Below are 16,928 nucleotides of genomic sequence, written 5' to 3'. Positions count from 1 at the left end.
TTAATTATTAATTGCCATCTCCGCTGGCTTTATCGTCATTTGAAATCTTTTTACCTTTTTTCTGCTGGGCTTTCAGTTTCCCGAATTCATAAGAAACACTCATTCTCCATCCGCGGTTAAAGTAGATACTCTGAACTTCCTGCACAAAATCAGGGGATGATAAAGTGGTTGTCTGTGTCAGTGATTTATTGAAGAAGTTCTCATATCCTGCACTGACGTTGATTTTTTGTTTGGTAAATTCCTTCTGGATGGCCAGGTTATAGTATCTGTAACCGGTTGCTCTGCCCTGCAGCATCACACGCGGCGAGTTAAAGAACCCGAACAGCTGAGCCTTATAACCTTTCCCGAAATCGTAGGTGGCGTTGACATTGACCCTGTACATCCAGCTTTGATTGGCCGCCTGTAGCACCGGACTCTGCAATACATTATAGAACATATTAAAGGAGGTATTGGTCGAAAAGTGCTTTTTAAACTTGATGGTGCCGCTCAGGTTTACCCCGTAAGCAGAATTTTTCGCAATATTCTGGAAGGTGGTATGCGAATTTCCTTCCCCGTCAAACTCCCTGATCCTTTCAAAAGCGTTGTTGGTTTGTCGCATAAAGAACGCCGCCGTGATTGAGTTTTGTTTAAGATAAACATTGTAATTCAATTCAGCTGAATGGGTAAGCTCAGGTTTCAGGTACGGGTTTCCCGAAAAAGTTGATTTAGGCTCACTCTGGTTGACATAAGGGTTCAGAAACCACAACATAGGCCTTTGAATTCTTTGCGAATAACTGATTCTCAGCTTTTGGTCCTTCGGGAGGGTTTTTGAAAAACTGATATTCGGGATGATGTTGCCATAATTATTGGTGAACGCCACTTTTCCTGCTAAAAATTCTGCCTGAATAAAAGTGTGTTCATATCTGAAACCTGCATTCATGCTCCATTTTTTCTTACCGGAATAGGAATAAGTCATATACCCGGAGGCCACCTGCTGCGAATAGTTAAAGATATTAGCCAGCTCCGGCACATCTTTGAACGGATCCGAGCCATTCGGTGAATTCTGGACAGTGTAGTCACTTTTTACACTTCTCAGGATAGATTTCAAGCCGAATTCCATGGTACTGGTGCTGTCTATCGGATTGGTGAAATCCATCTGGATCGTTCCTTCCCGGTTGTCGCTGATGTTAAGGCTTTTTTCACGGTAAGTCGGAAGTTCGGTTTTTTCAAACTGGTCAAAATGATAGTCTCCGTCCTCTCCTTCGGTAGAGTAGAGCGTCAGGAAGTTAAACTCTCTTTTCGGTTTTCTGAATGTTTTGGTATAATCCAGGTTAATGGTTTTGCCCTGCCAGTCATAGACCCTGAACAAATCACGGCTGAAAATTTGTTTGGCTCCCGATGAACTCGAAAAATCATTGAGATAGTCAAAGTTCATTCCGTTTTTACCGTCATATAAGTTTAATCCCCCACTGATTCTGTTCAGTGAATCAATGTCCCAGTCGAGGGTAATATTACCATAACCATTCTGGCCTACTCCTTTAAAATCAGATGTTTGTGTCAGGTTGCTGGTGATGTTTTCTACAGCAGATTGCCTTGTCACAATGTTCATGCCCTGGTTGAGCCAGCGGTTGTATCCCCCGCGGGTAGATATCCCTACTTTCTTTTTCCTGTAGTTGATTGACCCGTTCAGGTTGTCACCCCACTGCCTGACGGCCACGCTGGCACTCCCGTTCATACCTTCCAGGTTGTTGCTTTTGGTGATGATATTGATGACCCCGGCAGTGCCTTCCGCATCATATTTGGCTGAAGGGGAGGTAATTACTTCCACCTTGCTGATGATGTCAGCAGGTATTTGCTTGAGTACATCCGCCACACTTCTGGCCATGATATTGGATGGTTTGTTATTGATCAGTACTTTAATATTCCCGCTTCCTCTCAGTTCAATGTTTCCATCCATATCTACAGAAATGGATGGGATTTTTCTTAAGACGTCAGCAGCGTTTCCTCCTTTTACAGAAATGTCCTTTTCAGCGTTGTAAATGAGCCGGTCGGGCTTGTCTTCGAAAAGAGATTTCTGGTCCACTACTTTTATCTCGTCCAGGACAATGCTGTTCTGTCCCAGCTTAATGGCTCCCAGGTCGGTATCTTTGTCCGGCGAGACCAGTACATTCTGAACGGTTCTTGTGTTGTAACCCATAAAACTGATTTTCAGCTGGTAAAGCCCCTCGGCTACTTTGTGGAAAGTGAATTTCCCGGTTTCGTCACAGGTAGACCCGTCGATGGGTTTTCCTTCTTTCAGTAAGGCGACAGTGGCAAATTCTACGGCTTTTGTTCCGGCTGAATCAATCACATATCCCGTTATTTTGCTTTTTTGAGCATACAGATTTCCTGCAAGGCATATCAATGCCATGTATAGTAATAGCTTTTTCATAATTGTTTGTTTAGATCAGATGGTATTCAGAATATCCATGCTTTCTTTGGCCTTCCTTTTTACAAAATCTTCTGTGTCAGAGTTTTGTAGTAACTTATTGATAGATTTTACGGCCCTTTTCTCACCCAGGTTAGCCAGAATGTCGATGATAACGATCTGCAATGCCGGGTCTTTCTGGGAGCCTAAAGCCTGAATGAGGGCATCCCGGGCAACTTTCTTGTTTCCAAAGTGTGACAGTGCCTCCGCCGCCGCAGTCCGGACATTGGTGTTGGAGTCGCTGTTAAGTGTGTTAATTAAGGATTCAAGTACTTCTTTGTCTGGATTGTCGATGTCAAAACTGTAATTTACTGCCTGAATTCTTTCAGAGGCCGACTCTCTGTTCATCATTTCAAGCATCACCAGTTGTTTGGTTTCCTGGACGTCTCTTTTCAGAGCGGTAAATTCCTTCAGGTCACTGATGCCGTTGCTGGCGGTCATTCTTCCCAGCCAGAAGATGCCTCCAACAAGCAATATACCCGCTGCGTACCTGAATACTTTAGGTTCAGGCCACGACAGGCTGAAAGCCGTGCTGTCCTTTTTAATATTCGTTTCTTCCGGTTGATTCTCTTTACCCGAAAAAGCTTCGTTCAGGGCCTTCAGGTTGTGATCTGAAATGACGGATTGTTTTTCAAGTTCAATCATATTCAGCACCGCTTCGTCCATCAAAACATCAGTATCCGTTTCTGCAGGTTTGGAAATATTCTGATATAAATTTTTAAGACCTTCGAATTCTTCTTTTAAATCCTGTTTATCATCCAGCGTCTTTCTGATTTTCGGATCAGAAGGGTTTTCCAGATAATCAGAGAATAATTGTTCCATTTCAGATTTAACTTAGTTTTTCGTATTCTTTTTTCAATTCTTTGAGTCCCCTGTGGACTCTCACCTTTACCAACGCCACAGAAATATTCAAGACTACGGCTATTTCTTCATATTTTAATTCTTCGTAACGACTCATCATAAGCACCTCCCGGTAGTCGTTATGGATACTTTGTAAAGCTTTTCTGATCAGGATATGTTGTTCTTCATCATTGGGAGCTTCTTCAGCTATTTCGTGATGATCATCAATGTCATTCATTTTTATGCCTGATTCTTTCAAAAAATCCAGAAAAATATTCCTGGCGATTCTGTATATCCATGACCTGAATCCGTGATTGTTTTTATAGGAGCTTCTGTAATGAATAATCCTGTAAAATACTTGTTGGGTCAGGTCCCGGCAAGAGTCTTTATCTACCCCAAACCTCAGAAAATAATTAAATAACGGCTTTTTATAACGTTCATAAATAACAGCAATTTTATCCAAATCACCATTCAGAACATCTTCCATTAAGGCCTCATCGGTCATAAAATCATGGTCGGGTTTGGGTTTATATATCTGATTACTCAGCATCTGTTAAAAGGTTACAGAATTTTTAAATTTTTTTGCAGGTCTGAAGTAATAGATACATTATTCCCGGCCTGCGTTGCATGAAGCGGGAAAAGAAGATTTGTAATGGGGAATCCGGCCGGCTGAAACAGCGGCGGTTTTTCAGGACAATACGGGAAGATTTTAATCAGCAGTTTTCAAGAAACGTACTGATGAACGAGCCGCAAAGCTCAGGAGCTTCAAACATGCCCGCGTGGGCTACTTGATCGAGGACAAGAACGTAAGGTTTCTGAAGCAGACGGGATTGTTCTATGGCTTGCTCCTTGGGTATAAAGGTATCCTGGCCACCAATGATCTGTAAAACGGGGACTGTAAGTTTTTTAAGTGTAGTCTGATGATCTTTCCGGGTTTTCATGGCCAGTGTAGCGGCTATCAGGGCTTCTTCCGGGATTTTTTGAGAAAGGGCTTTTCTTTTGTCTATAGATTCCTTGTTGTCTTTTTTGAAAGTTTCAGAAAACATATTCGGATAAAATCCCGAAATAAACTCCATACTTCCGTTCTTTTCGATAAAAGCAGCGGTTTTGTCCCGGTTTTTCTTTTTCTCGTCAGAATCCGGCATGGCAGTGGAATGGAAGAGTCCCAATCCTTTGATGGATCCGGGATGTTTTTCAGCGAATTCGAGCGTGATGTACCCACCCATCGAATGGCCGATCAGAACTATTTTTTTGAGCCCTTTTTCGTCTGTAAATGCCTTCAGCCAGTCTGCATAATCTGATATGCTTTTAAGATGGCTCAAAGAGGCGAAATCAGGACAATAATATTGATGTCCGGTGGGTAATTTTTTAACAAACTCACCCCAAACCGAGGCGTCTTCTCCAAATCCGTGCAACAAAACTACGTCCATAATGGTAAGTGTTTATTTGAAAATATTTCTTCTTCTTTGCTGCCTGTAGTACTTCTTAAGGCCGAAATACAAAAATAACACAGAGACCAGTCCAAACAACAAAGTGAGTTGAGTCAGAGAAAAAATTCCCATGATCACAGCTATCAGTAAAAATATTGTTCCGGTTTTAAGTCCGTCATTGAATTTCGGTTTTTTACGCCTGTCTTTTTTCTTTTTCGGCTTTTCTTTCTGAAATACGTTCTGATGATCATCCGATTTGAAAACAGTTTTGGGTTGATTCTTTTTAACTCTTGTAATTATTTTTTCTAACCTGGGGATATGATAAACCGGTAATTCTCCGGTACCTGATTCTTCCTCTGTGTTTTCAGATACAAGCTCAGGTTCAGGAATTCTCTCAATTCGGGGTGCAGGTTGCTCTTTGAGTCTGGGAATACTCTTATGCTCAAAAGTCTCCCGGCTGCTGGCCTGGAACGAAGCAAACTTCCGTTGGCAGGAAGATAAAAAAAGCAGTACAGCAATAAGAGGATATAGAAGAAATCTACCGGTACCTGAAAGGATTTTATTCATCATTAAGTCTCAGATTTGATTGATCACAAAGTCAAATTGAAACAATAACGAATAATTCTGATCTTATGATAGAACAGGCCGGATATTAATTGTTAATAAAAATTTAACCGGACTTCAGTCCTTATACCGGTTGTCTTTGACCACCAGGTACAGGTCGTTTTCAAGCTCCAGGTAACCATATTCATACACGAAATGATAAATATGTCCCTTTAATGTCTTTCTCAGGCTGGTCAGAAAACCGAAATCAAAGCCTTTTTCCAGGAGATTGTTTTTGTTGATTTTCGTTTTTTCTGAGATGCATATTTCCTCCAGGATCCTCCGGTTTTTCCTCAGGGCGTTATTGATATTCCTGACTATGTTATTGGAGTCTGAATTCAGTTTGTTGTTATAGGCATTTCTGCACATGTCCGAACAGAATTTCTTGTCGGCTCTACCTAAAATCGGGGTTTCGCATTCCGGGCAACTTCTCATTGTAATGGATGTGTTTGTGTTGATTAAGAGCAAATTTAAAAATCTTTAATCCATTTACAAACGATTACAAACATTTATAAACAGATGCAAATACTTATTAACCGAATAGTCTTTTCCGGTTGTCACAACTTTGCAACATCGAAACGGTCAACACCGGGAAAACAAAACCAGTAACATCTAAATATTATCCTTATGAATGCAGTAAAGTTAATCGGAAATGTAGGCAGGAACGTCACAGTTAAAACTTTTGACAAACTTAAAATGGCCACTTTCAGCCTGGCTACCAATGAGATTTATCAGAAAAAGAATAACGAGCAGGGAACAAACACCACATGGCACAATGTAGTGGCCTGGGGCAAAGTGGCGGATGTTTGTGAAAAAATGATCAGCAAAGGAAAGCTGGTCGTGATAGAAGGAAGGCTGAACAGCCGGACATATGTGAACAAAGAAAACAAGAAAGTAAATGTTACAGAGATTGTAGCATTAAAAGTAGAGGAAGCGGAGAAAAATTAATCCATATCAAAACAGTACAAAAGATGAACAATGTAAAATTATCCGGCAACATAGGCAATGAGTTCGTCCTTTTTGATTCAGGAAAGGGCAAAATGGTAAGCTTTAGTCTTGCTGTAAACCAGAGTTTCACCAACAAGGACAATAAGAAAGTAGGGGATACCCAATGGCATAAAATAGTTGCATTCGGAAAGGTAGCAGATGCCTGTGAGTCTTTTCTCTGCAAAGGAAAGTTTGTGGAAGTGGAAGGAAAAATACAAAAGCGGAAATTTAAAGACAAAGAAAATAACATCAGGGAAGTATCCGAAATCCTGATTTTTAAGATCAGGGAACTGGTCAAAAAAGAAGATTTTTCAAAAGCCTGAGCCTTTCTCCTGCTAGTCCCCACATAAAAATGAACAAATAGCTATGCTCAAGGATCACGTACTTCAAAGGATACGAAGTACAGTTTTCAGCGAGCATAGTTATTTTACAGAAGGTCTTTACTATTTTTGAAGAAACTTAGAGACTGTGCTGACAAAAGATTTTTACAGAAAATACGATACCCGTTCACTGGCAAAAGCATTGCTGGGATGTGAGTTGGTTCATGAAACACCGGAGGGAATTACCTCAGGGATTATTGTAGAAACAGAAGCTTACCTGTTTGATGATCCGGCCAGTCATGCTTACAACAAGAGAACAACCAGGGTCGAAGTCATGTACGGAGAAGCCGGAGTGGCCTACGTCTACCAGATCTATGGCATGTATTTTTGCTTTAATGTGGTATCTTCTGAAGTTGGTGTTGGTGAGGCTGTACTGGTCCGGGCTTTGGAGCCGGTTCAGGGCATTGAGTTAATGACCGCCAGGAGGATGGAAAGTCAAAAAACAAAGACAGGGAAAGTGCCGGCTTTAAAAGACTTGTGCAGTGGTCCGGGCAAACTTGTTCAGGCCATGGGGATCCGGAAAGATCAGACTTTTCATGATCTTACATCCGGAGAACTGTTTATCAGGCCGGTAGTGATCGAAGATTTTGAAGTTAAAATAAGCACCAGGATCGGGATTGCTGAAGGTAAGGGACACGATTTGCTTTACAGGTACTACATTCAGGGCAATAAGTTTATTAGTAAATCATAATTTTGTAGTTTTGTGATCTTGCAACAAACTAATCAATTCAGATCATGAAACTGTTTTCAGCCCAGATTTATTCAGAAAGAAGAAGCCAATTAAAAAAAGCGGTAGGCTCAGGTTTGATCCTCCTGCTGGGGAACGACGAAGCCCCGATGAACTACACAGATAATACTTTCAGATACCGGCAGGACAGTAACTTTCTTTATTTTTTCGGACTAAACCAGCCGGGGCTAAACGGAATTCTTGATGCAGACTCCGGTGAAGAAATTATATTCGGTAACGAACTGACCATTGATGACATCATCTGGGCCGGGCCGCAACCTAGCCTGAACGAGTTGTCCAGGAAAGTAGGCATATACAGGACAGAATCTCCGGCGAGCTTACCTGCAAAATTAAAAGACTTTAAAGGTAAAGTGCATTTCTTGCCGCCATACCGTTTTGATAACAAAATCAAGCTTAATGAGTGGCTGGGTATACCTGTTTCGAAATTAGGGGAAGAGGCTTCTGTTTTATTGATTAAATTTGTAGTGGATTTAAGATCAATAAAGTCCGCCGAAGAAATAGCCGAAATGGAAGAGGCGGTCAATATCACAGGCGAAATGCATAAAGCGGCTATAGTCGCTACTGCTGAAGGTAAAATGGAGTATGAAGTGGTGTCCAGAATATATGAGAAACTTCATTTTTACGGAGCTGAACTTTCCTATCCCGTTATTTTCAGTGCCAACGGGCAGACCCTTCATAATCATTATCATGGTAACAAACTGGCTGCCGGAAGAATAGTGATCAATGACTCCGGAGCAGAAAATGCAATGGGTTATGCCGGGGATATTACCAGGACTATTCCGGTTAACAAAACGTTCAGTCAGAAACAGAAGGAAATATATGAGTTGGTGCTGAACATGGAAACCTCTTCCATTGCTTTACTCAAGCCGGGTATCCAATACAGGGACGTGCACCTGGATGCTAACAGGATCCTTTTGAAAGGTTTCTCAGAATTAGGTCTTGTAAAAGGAGATGTGGAGGAGATGCTTCAGCTGGGTGTGGGAGGCCTGTTTATGCCGCATGGTTTAGGTCATATGATCGGACTCGATGTGCATGACATGGAAGACCTGGGTGAAAACCATGTAGGTTACAGAGAAGGCCTGGAGAGGAGCAAACAACTGGGACTGAAATCACTTCGCCTGGCCCGTGAACTTGAGGCTGGTTTTGTGCTGACCGTTGAGCCCGGTATTTATTTCATTCCTGAACTAATAGAACAGTGGAAAGCAGAACAAAAATTCACTGAATTTATCAATTATGAAAAACTGGAAGCTTACAAGGATTTCGGTGGAATCAGAATTGAAGATAATGTTCTGATTACACCTGATTCTTTTAAGATATTAGGAAATCCAATTCCTAAAACCGTTGAAGAAGTGGAAGCACTGAGAGCTTAAATAAATCATGACTCATTCCTGGTTATGGAATGAGTCATGGTTTCGAAAAAATGTCTTCTATATTAAGGGTAAATATCGCTCTTCAATGATTCTGAGATGCCAGCGTTGATGCCCCGCCATAATAAACCCGATAGAAGCTACGGAGTAAGGTCCTTTAAACGATAAGCCTGTCTTAGCCAGCATTTCTGCTGTAAATGATCTGTAAAGAGCGATGAACGAGGTCCTTACCACTATAAGTTCCGAGATCAGTTCTTGGAGGCTTCTTTGGGTGGCCAATGCATTTTTGGCATAAGATACTTCGTCAAAGGAAGGTAACCGTGAAGCTTCATCCCGGGCAAAACACAAAGACCTGTAAGTAAAAATCCTCTCAGTATCTATCAGATGTTGTATGATGTCTCTGATGGTCCATTTTCCTTCTTCGTAAACCTTGTCTCCAATGACTTTCCATTGGTCTGCCGGGAGATTTTTTAATTCTTCCAGGCTGATGTTTAGTGCTTCTTCCAGTTCGACGTCATCAACGGTATTGATGTATCTGTCAAAATACTCCGGCATAGGGTTAATGTCTGATCTTTTCATTTTGCTTTTTCTGGTTTATTGATTAATAATAAATACTTTGATCAGCAATGGGTTGAAATTCCCGTTACTGATTTCTAATGGGACAGAGTTGGAAACAGGCATTTTTACACATAGAAAACCCTGCAGCCCCAAAAGGGCTTTCATCATTAGCTTTTTCATAAATAAGTACAGAATGGTCTTTTAAGCTTGCCTGATCAGCCTGATGATTTGCCTTTCACTTTTTAAACCGCATTCAACAGCCATTTGCTTTCTCGAAATATCCGGAAGTTTTAACAGCGTTTTAAGTTTTTCTTTCCTGATAAGTGTCGTAAATTCATTGATAGATATCCCCGTTTCTTTTTTGAAAATGCGGGTGAGGTTCCGGGTGCTCATACAGGCAATTTCCCCCAGGTCTGCCAGGTTCGATTTCTTATCCGTGTTTTCCTGTATCCAGTCCTGGACTTTGTGAATGCCGGAATGAATGTGGTTTCTGTATTGCAAATAAATACTTTGTTGAGCCTGGTTGCCTTGCCTGCGGCTATAAACCACCAATTCACGGGCCACTTTGTAGGAAAACAACTCGCCATTCAGCGTGCTGACAATGTTTAAGGCCATGTCAATGCCGGAAGTCACTCCTGCACTGGTCGTGATCCCCTCATCTTCGACAAAGAGGATGTTCTCAATCACCTGGGTCTCCGGGAATAAGGTCTGAAGTTTAGCGGTATGCTTCCAGTGGGTAGTACATTTCCTGTTGTCAAGTAATCCGGCGAGGGCGAGAACATAAGCCCCTGTACAAATGGAACAAAGGTTTACACCGGTGGCATGTGCCATTTTAAGCCACTCAAATAAATCTTTCTGACTTCTTATTTCTTCTGATAAAAGATGATGAGTATCTGACCCCGGAATGAGAAGGTAATCTCCCTTTTTTAGTTTTACCTCGTTGTAATGTTTGAGTGGTCCTATGGGAAAACGGGTGGAGGTTTCATTCTGGTCATTTAGGCAGCAATATTCCAGCTCAATATCAGCACCATAGTCAATGGCTTCATAAAATACCTGGTCCGGTCCGGCAAAGTCAAGCAGGTGAATCTTAGGAAGGATCAGGAACGCGATTTTGGTGTTTGCCATGACTGTAAATGATTGATAGTGCAAATGTAGAGTAAATAATTTTCACTATCAGGACAATCAAATGACATATTGAGCCAAAAAATATTGGTTCTTGTGAAGGAATCAAGCAGTCTTGATTCCTTGAATACGGATATATAATCTCTGCCGGCTTATCTGTATACTCTGCTGATAATCAGATTAACTGCTTACTTTTTCCGTAAACAACATGCTGGTAAACCTTGTAAAGAATCCAGGCAAATCCAGCCACATTCAGTATCTGAAGGATATATTCAAACAAGAAATGGGGGTTACTAAACATGCTGAAGGAAGTATAAGCCGGTTGTTTCAGATAAACCCAGACAAAGGGCTGGGCTATTGTAAGTACGTTTATGCAAAGAAGTATAAGCATCGGCCAGGTTTTCCGGATGTCGATGATTTCAAAAAGAACGGTCATAAGAAAGGCGATCAGGTAAGCACTGATTGCACTTGCCTGAAATATTACCATGGAGCTGAAACACGCTATAAATATACCCGGCAATATCTCGCTGATGTGTCGTTTCTTTGCCTTGACGGCCATGAAAACGGGAATAAAGACAGTGAACAGAAGCCCCAGCCAATTGACCATGGTTGATTTCTTTTCGCTGATATGGACAAATGTTTCAATAAATGGGCGGCTGACAGAGAAAAGATTCGGAGTCATTAGTTGCTCGGTATGCTGAATCGGCATCAGAAACAGCGTCCCGATTTTCCAATACAGCAGGGCAATAACCGGAAGCCCTATGGCGGCCATAACAGCAAGCATTTTCCATGGTTTTCTGACCATAACCAGTACCGCAGGCAACAGGAGTACAAAAGTGATTTTGATGGTGAGCAAGGCAATGGCAAACAGAAGCCCGAGACCAACTTCATAGTTTTCGTTCTTTTTGAGCGTAAGACGCCACATCAGTAAGGCTATCCCCCAGAACCACACCTCTTCCTGTCCGCCGATGAGGGTATTCACAAAACTGGCCGGGAGAAGGAAATAAATCACAGCCAACTGCAGGGCCTTCGGATTCCTGGCTTTGTAAGTATCATAGGTCAGCCACAAAATGGCTCCTTCTGTCAGGATCATAAAGAGAACGATCGCTTTGGAATTATACCATATCCAGACGGGTAAACTGATAATATAGGCATAAAGCGGGGCGTGATAAGACCAGAAATCACGGTACACAAAACCCCCTTTTATGACGGCCTCTGCTTTATAGAAGAAGAATGGGATATCTCCACGCGGGTCTTCGTTGGCAATCACGAAGATCACTACCCATGGTATGAACCTGGATAGAATAAAAGAAGAAATGATGACTGTTTTATCGCCTTTATTTTGCCATTTTGCGAAAAGCTCTGATTTATTGATAATTACAAATATAGCTGCTGATAAAACAAAAGATATAAGTAACTTGAGGTAAAAAACGGTAATTATTGTCATACTGGACTTTGCTCGCCAAACGGATCGGATTTAATTAATGAAATGTTTTTCAGTATAACCGGCTGGTTTAAAGTGTTTTAAAGGAGCCATGTTGCTCTCTTTTAATTTCTTTAAGAAAATGTATCGCCCGGTGATATTTCTCTCATCTCATGAAAAGTTCTACATTTTGTGACGCGAAATTAATCATAAGTCACAGATTATTAAATTTTTTCGCTCAAATAGTGAATAAAATAATAAACGTATTTACATAGACTTTATGAAGGACTTTTGAACGGAATAAAAAGGCTTCCCGGCAAATGTGAAAGCTCTATTATAGGAGTAAAAGCAAAAGACGGAAACGGCATTTTGCCGTTTCCGTCTTTTTTAATTATACTATTGAAAGTTTATTCCTGTCCTATTTGAGTTACAGGAGGTATTTCAACTTGATTTTACATTACCCTCAGTAAACTTTCCGGTTCTTTTTTAGGTTCATCCGGGAAGCTGAAGCTGATCGGTTTGGCGACCTTATCTTTCAATAGAGCCACTTCCAATACTTCTTCCACGTAGTTGACATAATGGAATGTCAGTCCTTTGGTATACTCCTCGCCGATTTCAATCACATCTTTCTCATTTTTATAGCACATGATGATCTCTTTGATGTTGGCTCTTTTGGCGGCCAGAATTTTCTCTTTGATACCACCCACCGGAAGCACCTTGCCTCTGAGTGTAATTTCACCCGTCATGGCAATGTTCTTTTTGATCTTCCTCTGCGTAAATATGGAAGCCATCGAGACCAGCATCGTGATCCCTGCTGACGGGCCGTCTTTAGGCACCGCCCCCTGGGGCACGTGAATGTGCAGGTCATAGTTGCTGAAAACCCTGTAATCAATATGGATGTCTTCGGCATGTGATTTCAGAAATGAAAGGGCTGTGACAGCCGATTCCTTCATGACATCACCCAACTGTCCGGACAGCGTCAGCACACCTTTTCCTTTGCTCAGATTTGATTCTATAAACAGGATGTCACCACCTACAGGCGTCCAGGCAAGGCCTGTAACGACTCCGGCAAGCTCATTGCCCTCATACAGGTCCTTGTCAAAAACAGGATTGCCCAGCAGTCTTTCAATATCCTCTTCTTTGATGTTCGGATTGTACTCTTCCTCCATCGCAATGGATTTGGCTATTTTCCTTACCACGCTTCCTATTTTCTGCTCCAGGGCTCTAACGCCTGATTCCCTGGTATAACCTTCAATCAGCTTGACAATAGCCCCGTTGGTCATCTTGATCAGCTTGGGTGTCAGACCGTGTTGGGTTATCTGCTTCGGCAGTAAGTGCCTTTTAGCGATTTCCAGCTTTTCTTCGACGGTATAACCGCTCAGTTCAATGATCTCCATCCTGTCTCTCAAGGCAGGTTGTATGGTGTCAAGTGAATTGGCAGTGGCAATGAACAGAACCTTGGAAAGGTCGTATTCTACCTCAAGGTAGTTGTCTTTAAAAGCACTGTTTTGTTCAGGGTCCAGTACCTCAAGCAAAGCACTTGAAGGATCGCCACGTAAATCCCTCGAAATTTTATCGATTTCGTCCAGGATAAAAACGGGGTTGCCGCTTTTGGCTTTCTGAATGTTCTGAATGACTTTACCCGGCATGGCACCGATGTAGGTTTTACGGTGTCCGCGTATTTCAGCTTCGTCATGCACACCACCCAGGGCCATCCTGATGTATTCCCTGCCCAATGCTTTGGCTATCGATTTGCCCAGTGAGGTCTTACCCACACCCGGAGGGCCATAAAGGCACAGGAGCGGGGCTTTCATGTCATTTCTGAGCTTCAGCACCGCCAGGTATTCGATGATTCTCTCTTTTACTTTTTTGAGGCCGAAGTGGTCTTCATCCAATATTTTCTTGGCTCTGGCCAGCGAGAAATTGTCTTTGCTGTATTCATTCCACGGAAGATCAACCAGCAGCTCTGCATAACCCAAAGCCACGCCATATTCAGGGGCCATAGAGTTCATCCTCACAATTTTATTCAGCTCTTTGTTGAAGTGCTCGTTTACTTCAGGGCTCCATTTCTTCTTGGCCCCTTTCATTCTGAGTTTCTCCACTTCCTGATCCGGGCTCTCTACGCCCAGTTCTTCCTGGAGCACTTTGATCTGCTGTCTTAAATAATATTCACGTTGCTGCTGATCAATATCAGAGCTTGCCTTGCTTTGAATGTCTTTTTTGATTTCCAGCACCTGCACTTCCTTCATCATGTGTTCCAGAAGCTTGTGGGCCTGTTCATTGCCGTCAAAGGTTTCAAGCAGCAACTGCTTTTCAGCAATACCGATGTTCAGGTTGGAAGAAAGGAAATGGGTCAGGAAATTAGGACTGTCGATATTGTTGATCGCAATCTGGGCATCTCTCGGAATCTCAGGATTGAGATTGAGAATGTTCAGGGCCGCTTCCTTGAGGCTTTGTATCAGGGCCTTGGTTTCTTTCTTACGCGGATTCGGAAAGTTATCTTCAATATAACTTACATTGGCAATCAGGTAAGGATTTTCCTTGACAAAATCATTGATCTGGAATCTTCTTCTGCCCTGAAGGATAATGGTCACGTTGCCGTCCGGCAAAACGATCATTTTCAGGATATTACCAATTGTTCCTACTTTGTAAAGATCTTCGGGAGTAGGCTCTTCCTTGGTTTGTCTGACCTGGGATACGATACCCAGTGTCCGGTCACCACGGTAAGCTTTTTTTACCAGCCTGATACCCTTGGTTCTGGTTACCGTTACCGGAATAACAATACCCGGGAACAAAACGGTATTTCTCAGTGGTAAAATTGACAATTCCTGAGGGAGATTTCCGGTATCTTCCATCACTTCGTCGGGGGATGCAATTTCTATCATCTCCAGACTTTCTGTATTAGGGGAATTTTGCCCTAATCTTCTTAATATATCTAAATCCAGCATCTCAGGAAAATTTATATGGAATGTGTCAGATTGTCATTGTGAATCTACACAAACACCATCACTAATCAAATAAAATCGGATAAAATAATAGTCAAGTATTATGCCACTGACAAAAATGCAGGCAAAATGTCAGACTCCTTCGTTAATATCTTATCGGAATTCCTTTTTCAATCAGGAAGTTTTTGAGCTCGGGTATCCCGATTTCTCTGAAGTGAAAAATACTGGCCGCCAGTCCGGCATCTGCCCGGCCTTCTGTAAATACATCGTAAAAGTGTTCTTTGCTGCCCGCTCCGCCTGAAGCTATCACCGGGATACCAGCATTCCCGGAAATAATGGCGGTCAGTTGATTGGCAAAACCGTTTTTTGTACCATCGGCGTCCATTGAAGTCAGGAGTAATTCCCCGGCTCCGAGGTTTTCCACTTCTCTGGCCCATTCAATCGTTTTAAGCTCTGTGGGCTTACGGCCTCCATGGGTGTGAACAATGTCCGTGCCGTCGACATTACGTGTGTCTATGGCCACCACAATGCACTGACTGCCAAATTCCCTGGCCATTTCAGAAATAACCTCCGGGTTTCTGACTGCGGAAGAGTTGATGGAGATTTTGTCGGCTCCGGCATTGAGTAATTTGGAGACATCATGGACAGTCCCGATGCCACCACCCACGCAAAAGGGGATGTTGATGGTATGGGCCACCCGGCTTACAAGGTCGAGCAGGGTTTTACGATCTTCTACTGTGGCGGTAATGTCCAGGAATACCAGTTCGTCGGCTCCCTGGGCCGCATATTCAGCTGCCAGTTCAACCGGGTCTCCGGCATCTCTCAGGTTAATGAAATTGGTGCCTTTTACTGTTCTGCCGTCTTTGATGTCGAGGCAGGGTATAATTCTTTTAGTTAGCATCTGTGTTATTTTTATATATATCCGGCCGGGCTATCTCCATGAAACTCTCAGGTGTTTTCAAAGGACTAAAACCAAACTGAGCATACAATCCATGGGCATCTCTTGTGGCCAGGCTCCATCTTCTCAGTCCCTGAAGTTCCGGAATGCTCATGATGCATTCCATCAGCCATTTGGAAAGTCCCTTGTTTCGTTCGGATTCAAGAACAAATACATCGGCCAGGTAAGCAAATGTCGTAAAATCACTGATAATCCTCGCATATCCTACCTGGTGATTCTCAAGGTATATCCCAAAAGCGAGCGAATGCTGAGCAGCTGATCTGACTATTTCCATAGGAATGTTTTCCGACCAGTAACTGGTTTTCAGAAAGTTATGAATGACTTCAAAATCAAGCAAACTCTTGTCTGTCGAAATCTGATAGGCCCCTTTGTTAAATTGATAGGTTTTCATGATCAGTTTAAAAACGATTCGATATCTTTCATGCTGATTCTGCCTTCATAAATGGCTTTACCTACAATGACACCATAAATGTTGAGTTCAGAAAGTTCTTCAATGTCTTTCATGCCGCTTACTCCGCCACTGGCAATGATCTTAAGCTCAGGAAACCTGTCCTGCATGTTTTTGTACAGGTCTACAGACGGGCCTTGTAATAAACCATCTTTTGCCACGTCCGTGCTGATGGTATATTGAATGCCCGCAGCGATATATTTCTCAAGGAAATCATAGATCCAGACTTCGGTCGATTCTTCCCAGCCGCTTACAGCTATCTTTTCATTTTTAGCATCTGCCCCCAGGATTATTTTTTCAGGTCCGTATTGTTCCAGCCAGGATAGGAACAGCTCAGGGTTTTTGATGGCAATGCTGCCGCCCGTCACCTGTGAAGCTCCGAATTCAAACGCTTTGCTGATGGCTTCATCCGACTGGATGCCCCCGCCGAAATCAATTTTAAGGGCTGTTTTTGAGGCGATTGACTCCAGTATCTTATGATTAATCAGTTTTTTCTGCTTGGCCCCGTCAAGATCTACCAGGTGCAGTTTTTTTATGCCGGCATCTTCAAACATTTTGGCCACTTCAAGCGGGCTTTCATTGTAGATTTTCTTCTGGCTGTAATCACCCTGGGTCAACCTGACACACTTACCATCAATAATATCTATTGCGGGAATTATCTCAATCATACGTT

General features: G+C 42.4%; 17 protein-coding genes. 4 read left to right on the top strand and 13 right to left on the bottom strand.

The window, feature by feature from the left end; all coding sequences use genetic code 11:
• Positions 1-7 precede the first annotated feature (7 nt).
• The 6 genes from GVN16_RS19055 to GVN16_RS19030 form a co-directional block, all read right to left on the bottom strand.
• Positions 8-2,410: an outer membrane beta-barrel family protein gene (locus GVN16_RS19055; RefSeq protein WP_166565529.1), complete on the bottom strand. Its 2,403-nt coding sequence runs from the start codon at positions 2,408-2,410 to the stop codon at positions 8-10.
• Between the two features lie 15 nt (positions 2,411-2,425).
• Positions 2,426-3,268, bottom strand: a complete 843-nt coding sequence (locus GVN16_RS19050) for a HEAT repeat domain-containing protein (RefSeq protein WP_166565528.1) — start codon at positions 3,266-3,268, stop codon at positions 2,426-2,428.
• Positions 3,269-3,275: 7 nt separating this feature from the next.
• The gene (locus tag GVN16_RS19045) at positions 3,276-3,836 is read right to left on the bottom strand and encodes an RNA polymerase sigma factor (protein WP_166565527.1); all 561 of its coding nucleotides are present in this window, start codon (positions 3,834-3,836) and stop codon (positions 3,276-3,278) included.
• A 163-nt stretch (positions 3,837-3,999) separates the two neighbouring features.
• The gene (locus GVN16_RS19040) at positions 4,000-4,716 is read right to left on the bottom strand and encodes an alpha/beta fold hydrolase (RefSeq protein WP_166565526.1); all 717 of its coding nucleotides are present in this window, start codon (positions 4,714-4,716) and stop codon (positions 4,000-4,002) included.
• A 12-nt stretch (positions 4,717-4,728) separates the two neighbouring features.
• Positions 4,729-5,286 (bottom strand): hypothetical protein, encoded by a 558-nt coding sequence (locus GVN16_RS19035; RefSeq protein WP_166565525.1) that lies wholly within the window; start codon positions 5,284-5,286, stop codon positions 4,729-4,731.
• 111 nt (positions 5,287-5,397) lie between these two features.
• Positions 5,398-5,754: a hypothetical protein gene (locus GVN16_RS19030; protein ID WP_166565524.1), complete on the bottom strand. Its 357-nt coding sequence runs from the start codon at positions 5,752-5,754 to the stop codon at positions 5,398-5,400.
• A gap of 192 nt (positions 5,755-5,946) precedes the next feature.
• On the opposite strand from GVN16_RS19030, the gene GVN16_RS19025 reads away from it, so the two are divergent.
• The 4 genes from GVN16_RS19025 to GVN16_RS19010 all read left to right on the top strand — a co-directional run bounded on the left by GVN16_RS19025 (position 5,947) and on the right by GVN16_RS19010 (position 8,804).
• A complete protein-coding gene (locus tag GVN16_RS19025; protein ID WP_166565523.1) occupies positions 5,947-6,267 on the top strand; it encodes a single-stranded DNA-binding protein in 321 nt (106 codons plus the stop codon).
• Positions 6,268-6,290: 23 nt separating this feature from the next.
• Positions 6,291-6,629 carry a single-stranded DNA-binding protein gene (locus GVN16_RS19020; protein ID WP_166565522.1) on the top strand — a complete coding sequence of 113 codons (339 nt, stop codon included), beginning with the start codon at positions 6,291-6,293 and terminating at the stop codon, positions 6,627-6,629.
• Positions 6,630-6,774: 145 nt separating this feature from the next.
• The gene (locus GVN16_RS19015) at positions 6,775-7,377 is read left to right on the top strand and encodes a DNA-3-methyladenine glycosylase (RefSeq protein ID WP_166565521.1); all 603 of its coding nucleotides are present in this window, start codon (positions 6,775-6,777) and stop codon (positions 7,375-7,377) included.
• Positions 7,378-7,421: 44 nt separating this feature from the next.
• Positions 7,422-8,804: an aminopeptidase P family protein gene (locus GVN16_RS19010; protein WP_229244240.1), complete on the top strand. Its 1,383-nt coding sequence runs from the start codon at positions 7,422-7,424 to the stop codon at positions 8,802-8,804.
• Positions 8,805-8,861: 57 nt separating this feature from the next.
• Here the strand turns inward: GVN16_RS19010 and GVN16_RS19005 are convergent, their stop codons facing one another.
• The 7 genes from GVN16_RS19005 to hisA all read right to left on the bottom strand — a co-directional run bounded on the left by GVN16_RS19005 (position 8,862) and on the right by hisA (position 16,923).
• Positions 8,862-9,380 carry a DinB family protein gene (locus GVN16_RS19005; protein ID WP_166565520.1) on the bottom strand — a complete coding sequence of 173 codons (519 nt, stop codon included), beginning with the start codon at positions 9,378-9,380 and terminating at the stop codon, positions 8,862-8,864.
• A 180-nt stretch (positions 9,381-9,560) separates the two neighbouring features.
• Positions 9,561-10,484 (bottom strand): DJ-1/PfpI family protein, encoded by a 924-nt coding sequence (locus tag GVN16_RS19000; RefSeq protein WP_166565519.1) that lies wholly within the window; start codon positions 10,482-10,484, stop codon positions 9,561-9,563.
• A 172-nt stretch (positions 10,485-10,656) separates the two neighbouring features.
• Positions 10,657-11,928: a hypothetical protein gene (locus tag GVN16_RS18995; protein WP_166565518.1), complete on the bottom strand. Its 1,272-nt coding sequence runs from the start codon at positions 11,926-11,928 to the stop codon at positions 10,657-10,659.
• Between the two features lie 428 nt (positions 11,929-12,356).
• Positions 12,357-14,852, bottom strand: a complete 2,496-nt coding sequence (gene lon / locus GVN16_RS18990) for an endopeptidase La (protein ID WP_166565517.1) — start codon at positions 14,850-14,852, stop codon at positions 12,357-12,359.
• Between the two features lie 142 nt (positions 14,853-14,994).
• On the bottom strand, positions 14,995-15,750 hold the full coding sequence (gene hisF / locus GVN16_RS18985; RefSeq protein ID WP_166565516.1) for an imidazole glycerol phosphate synthase subunit HisF: 756 nt from the start codon (positions 15,748-15,750) through the stop codon (positions 14,995-14,997).
• On the bottom strand, positions 15,740-16,198 hold the full coding sequence (locus tag GVN16_RS18980; protein WP_166565515.1) for a GNAT family N-acetyltransferase: 459 nt from the start codon (positions 16,196-16,198) through the stop codon (positions 15,740-15,742). Before GVN16_RS18980 ends, hisF begins: the two co-directional genes overlap by 11 nt.
• Positions 16,199-16,200: 2 nt before the next feature.
• The gene (gene hisA, locus GVN16_RS18975) at positions 16,201-16,923 is read right to left on the bottom strand and encodes a 1-(5-phosphoribosyl)-5-[(5-phosphoribosylamino)methylideneamino]imidazole-4-carboxamide isomerase (RefSeq protein WP_166565514.1); all 723 of its coding nucleotides are present in this window, start codon (positions 16,921-16,923) and stop codon (positions 16,201-16,203) included.
• Between the last annotated feature and the right edge of the window lie 5 nt (positions 16,924-16,928).

Source organism: Emticicia sp. CRIBPO (genome assembly GCF_009905725.1).
GTDB lineage: Bacteria > Bacteroidota > Bacteroidia > Cytophagales > Spirosomataceae > Leadbetterella.
This window is presented reverse-complemented; position numbering and strand designations above follow the sequence as displayed.

Excerpts from the sequence above, each read along its gene's own strand:
- GVN16_RS19055 (WP_166565529.1), bottom strand. The coding sequence starts at position 2,410 with ATGAAAAAGCTATTACTATACATGGCATTGATATGCCTTGCAGGAAAT.
- GVN16_RS19050 (WP_166565528.1), bottom strand. The coding sequence starts at position 3,268 with ATGGAACAATTATTCTCTGATTATCTGGAAAACCCTTCTGATCCGAAA.
- GVN16_RS19045 (WP_166565527.1), bottom strand. The coding sequence starts at position 3,836 with ATGCTGAGTAATCAGATATATAAACCCAAACCCGACCATGATTTTATG.
- GVN16_RS19040 (WP_166565526.1), bottom strand. The coding sequence starts at position 4,716 with ATGGACGTAGTTTTGTTGCACGGATTTGGAGAAGACGCCTCGGTTTGG.
- GVN16_RS19035 (WP_166565525.1), bottom strand. The coding sequence starts at position 5,286 with ATGATGAATAAAATCCTTTCAGGTACCGGTAGATTTCTTCTATATCCT.
- GVN16_RS19030 (WP_166565524.1), bottom strand. The coding sequence starts at position 5,754 with ATGAGAAGTTGCCCGGAATGCGAAACCCCGATTTTAGGTAGAGCCGAC.
- GVN16_RS19025 (WP_166565523.1), top strand. The coding sequence starts at position 5,947 with ATGAATGCAGTAAAGTTAATCGGAAATGTAGGCAGGAACGTCACAGTT.
- GVN16_RS19020 (WP_166565522.1), top strand. The coding sequence starts at position 6,291 with ATGAACAATGTAAAATTATCCGGCAACATAGGCAATGAGTTCGTCCTT.
- GVN16_RS19010 (WP_229244240.1), top strand. The coding sequence starts at position 7,422 with ATGAAACTGTTTTCAGCCCAGATTTATTCAGAAAGAAGAAGCCAATTA.
- GVN16_RS19005 (WP_166565520.1), bottom strand. The coding sequence starts at position 9,380 with ATGAAAAGATCAGACATTAACCCTATGCCGGAGTATTTTGACAGATAC.
- GVN16_RS19000 (WP_166565519.1), bottom strand. The coding sequence starts at position 10,484 with ATGGCAAACACCAAAATCGCGTTCCTGATCCTTCCTAAGATTCACCTG.
- GVN16_RS18995 (WP_166565518.1), bottom strand. The coding sequence starts at position 11,928 with ATGACAATAATTACCGTTTTTTACCTCAAGTTACTTATATCTTTTGTT.
- lon (WP_166565517.1), bottom strand. The coding sequence starts at position 14,852 with ATGCTGGATTTAGATATATTAAGAAGATTAGGGCAAAATTCCCCTAAT.
- hisF (WP_166565516.1), bottom strand. The coding sequence starts at position 15,750 with ATGCTAACTAAAAGAATTATACCCTGCCTCGACATCAAAGACGGCAGA.
- GVN16_RS18980 (WP_166565515.1), bottom strand. The coding sequence starts at position 16,198 with ATGAAAACCTATCAATTTAACAAAGGGGCCTATCAGATTTCGACAGAC.
- hisA (WP_166565514.1), bottom strand. The coding sequence starts at position 16,923 with ATGATTGAGATAATTCCCGCAATAGATATTATTGATGGTAAGTGTGTC.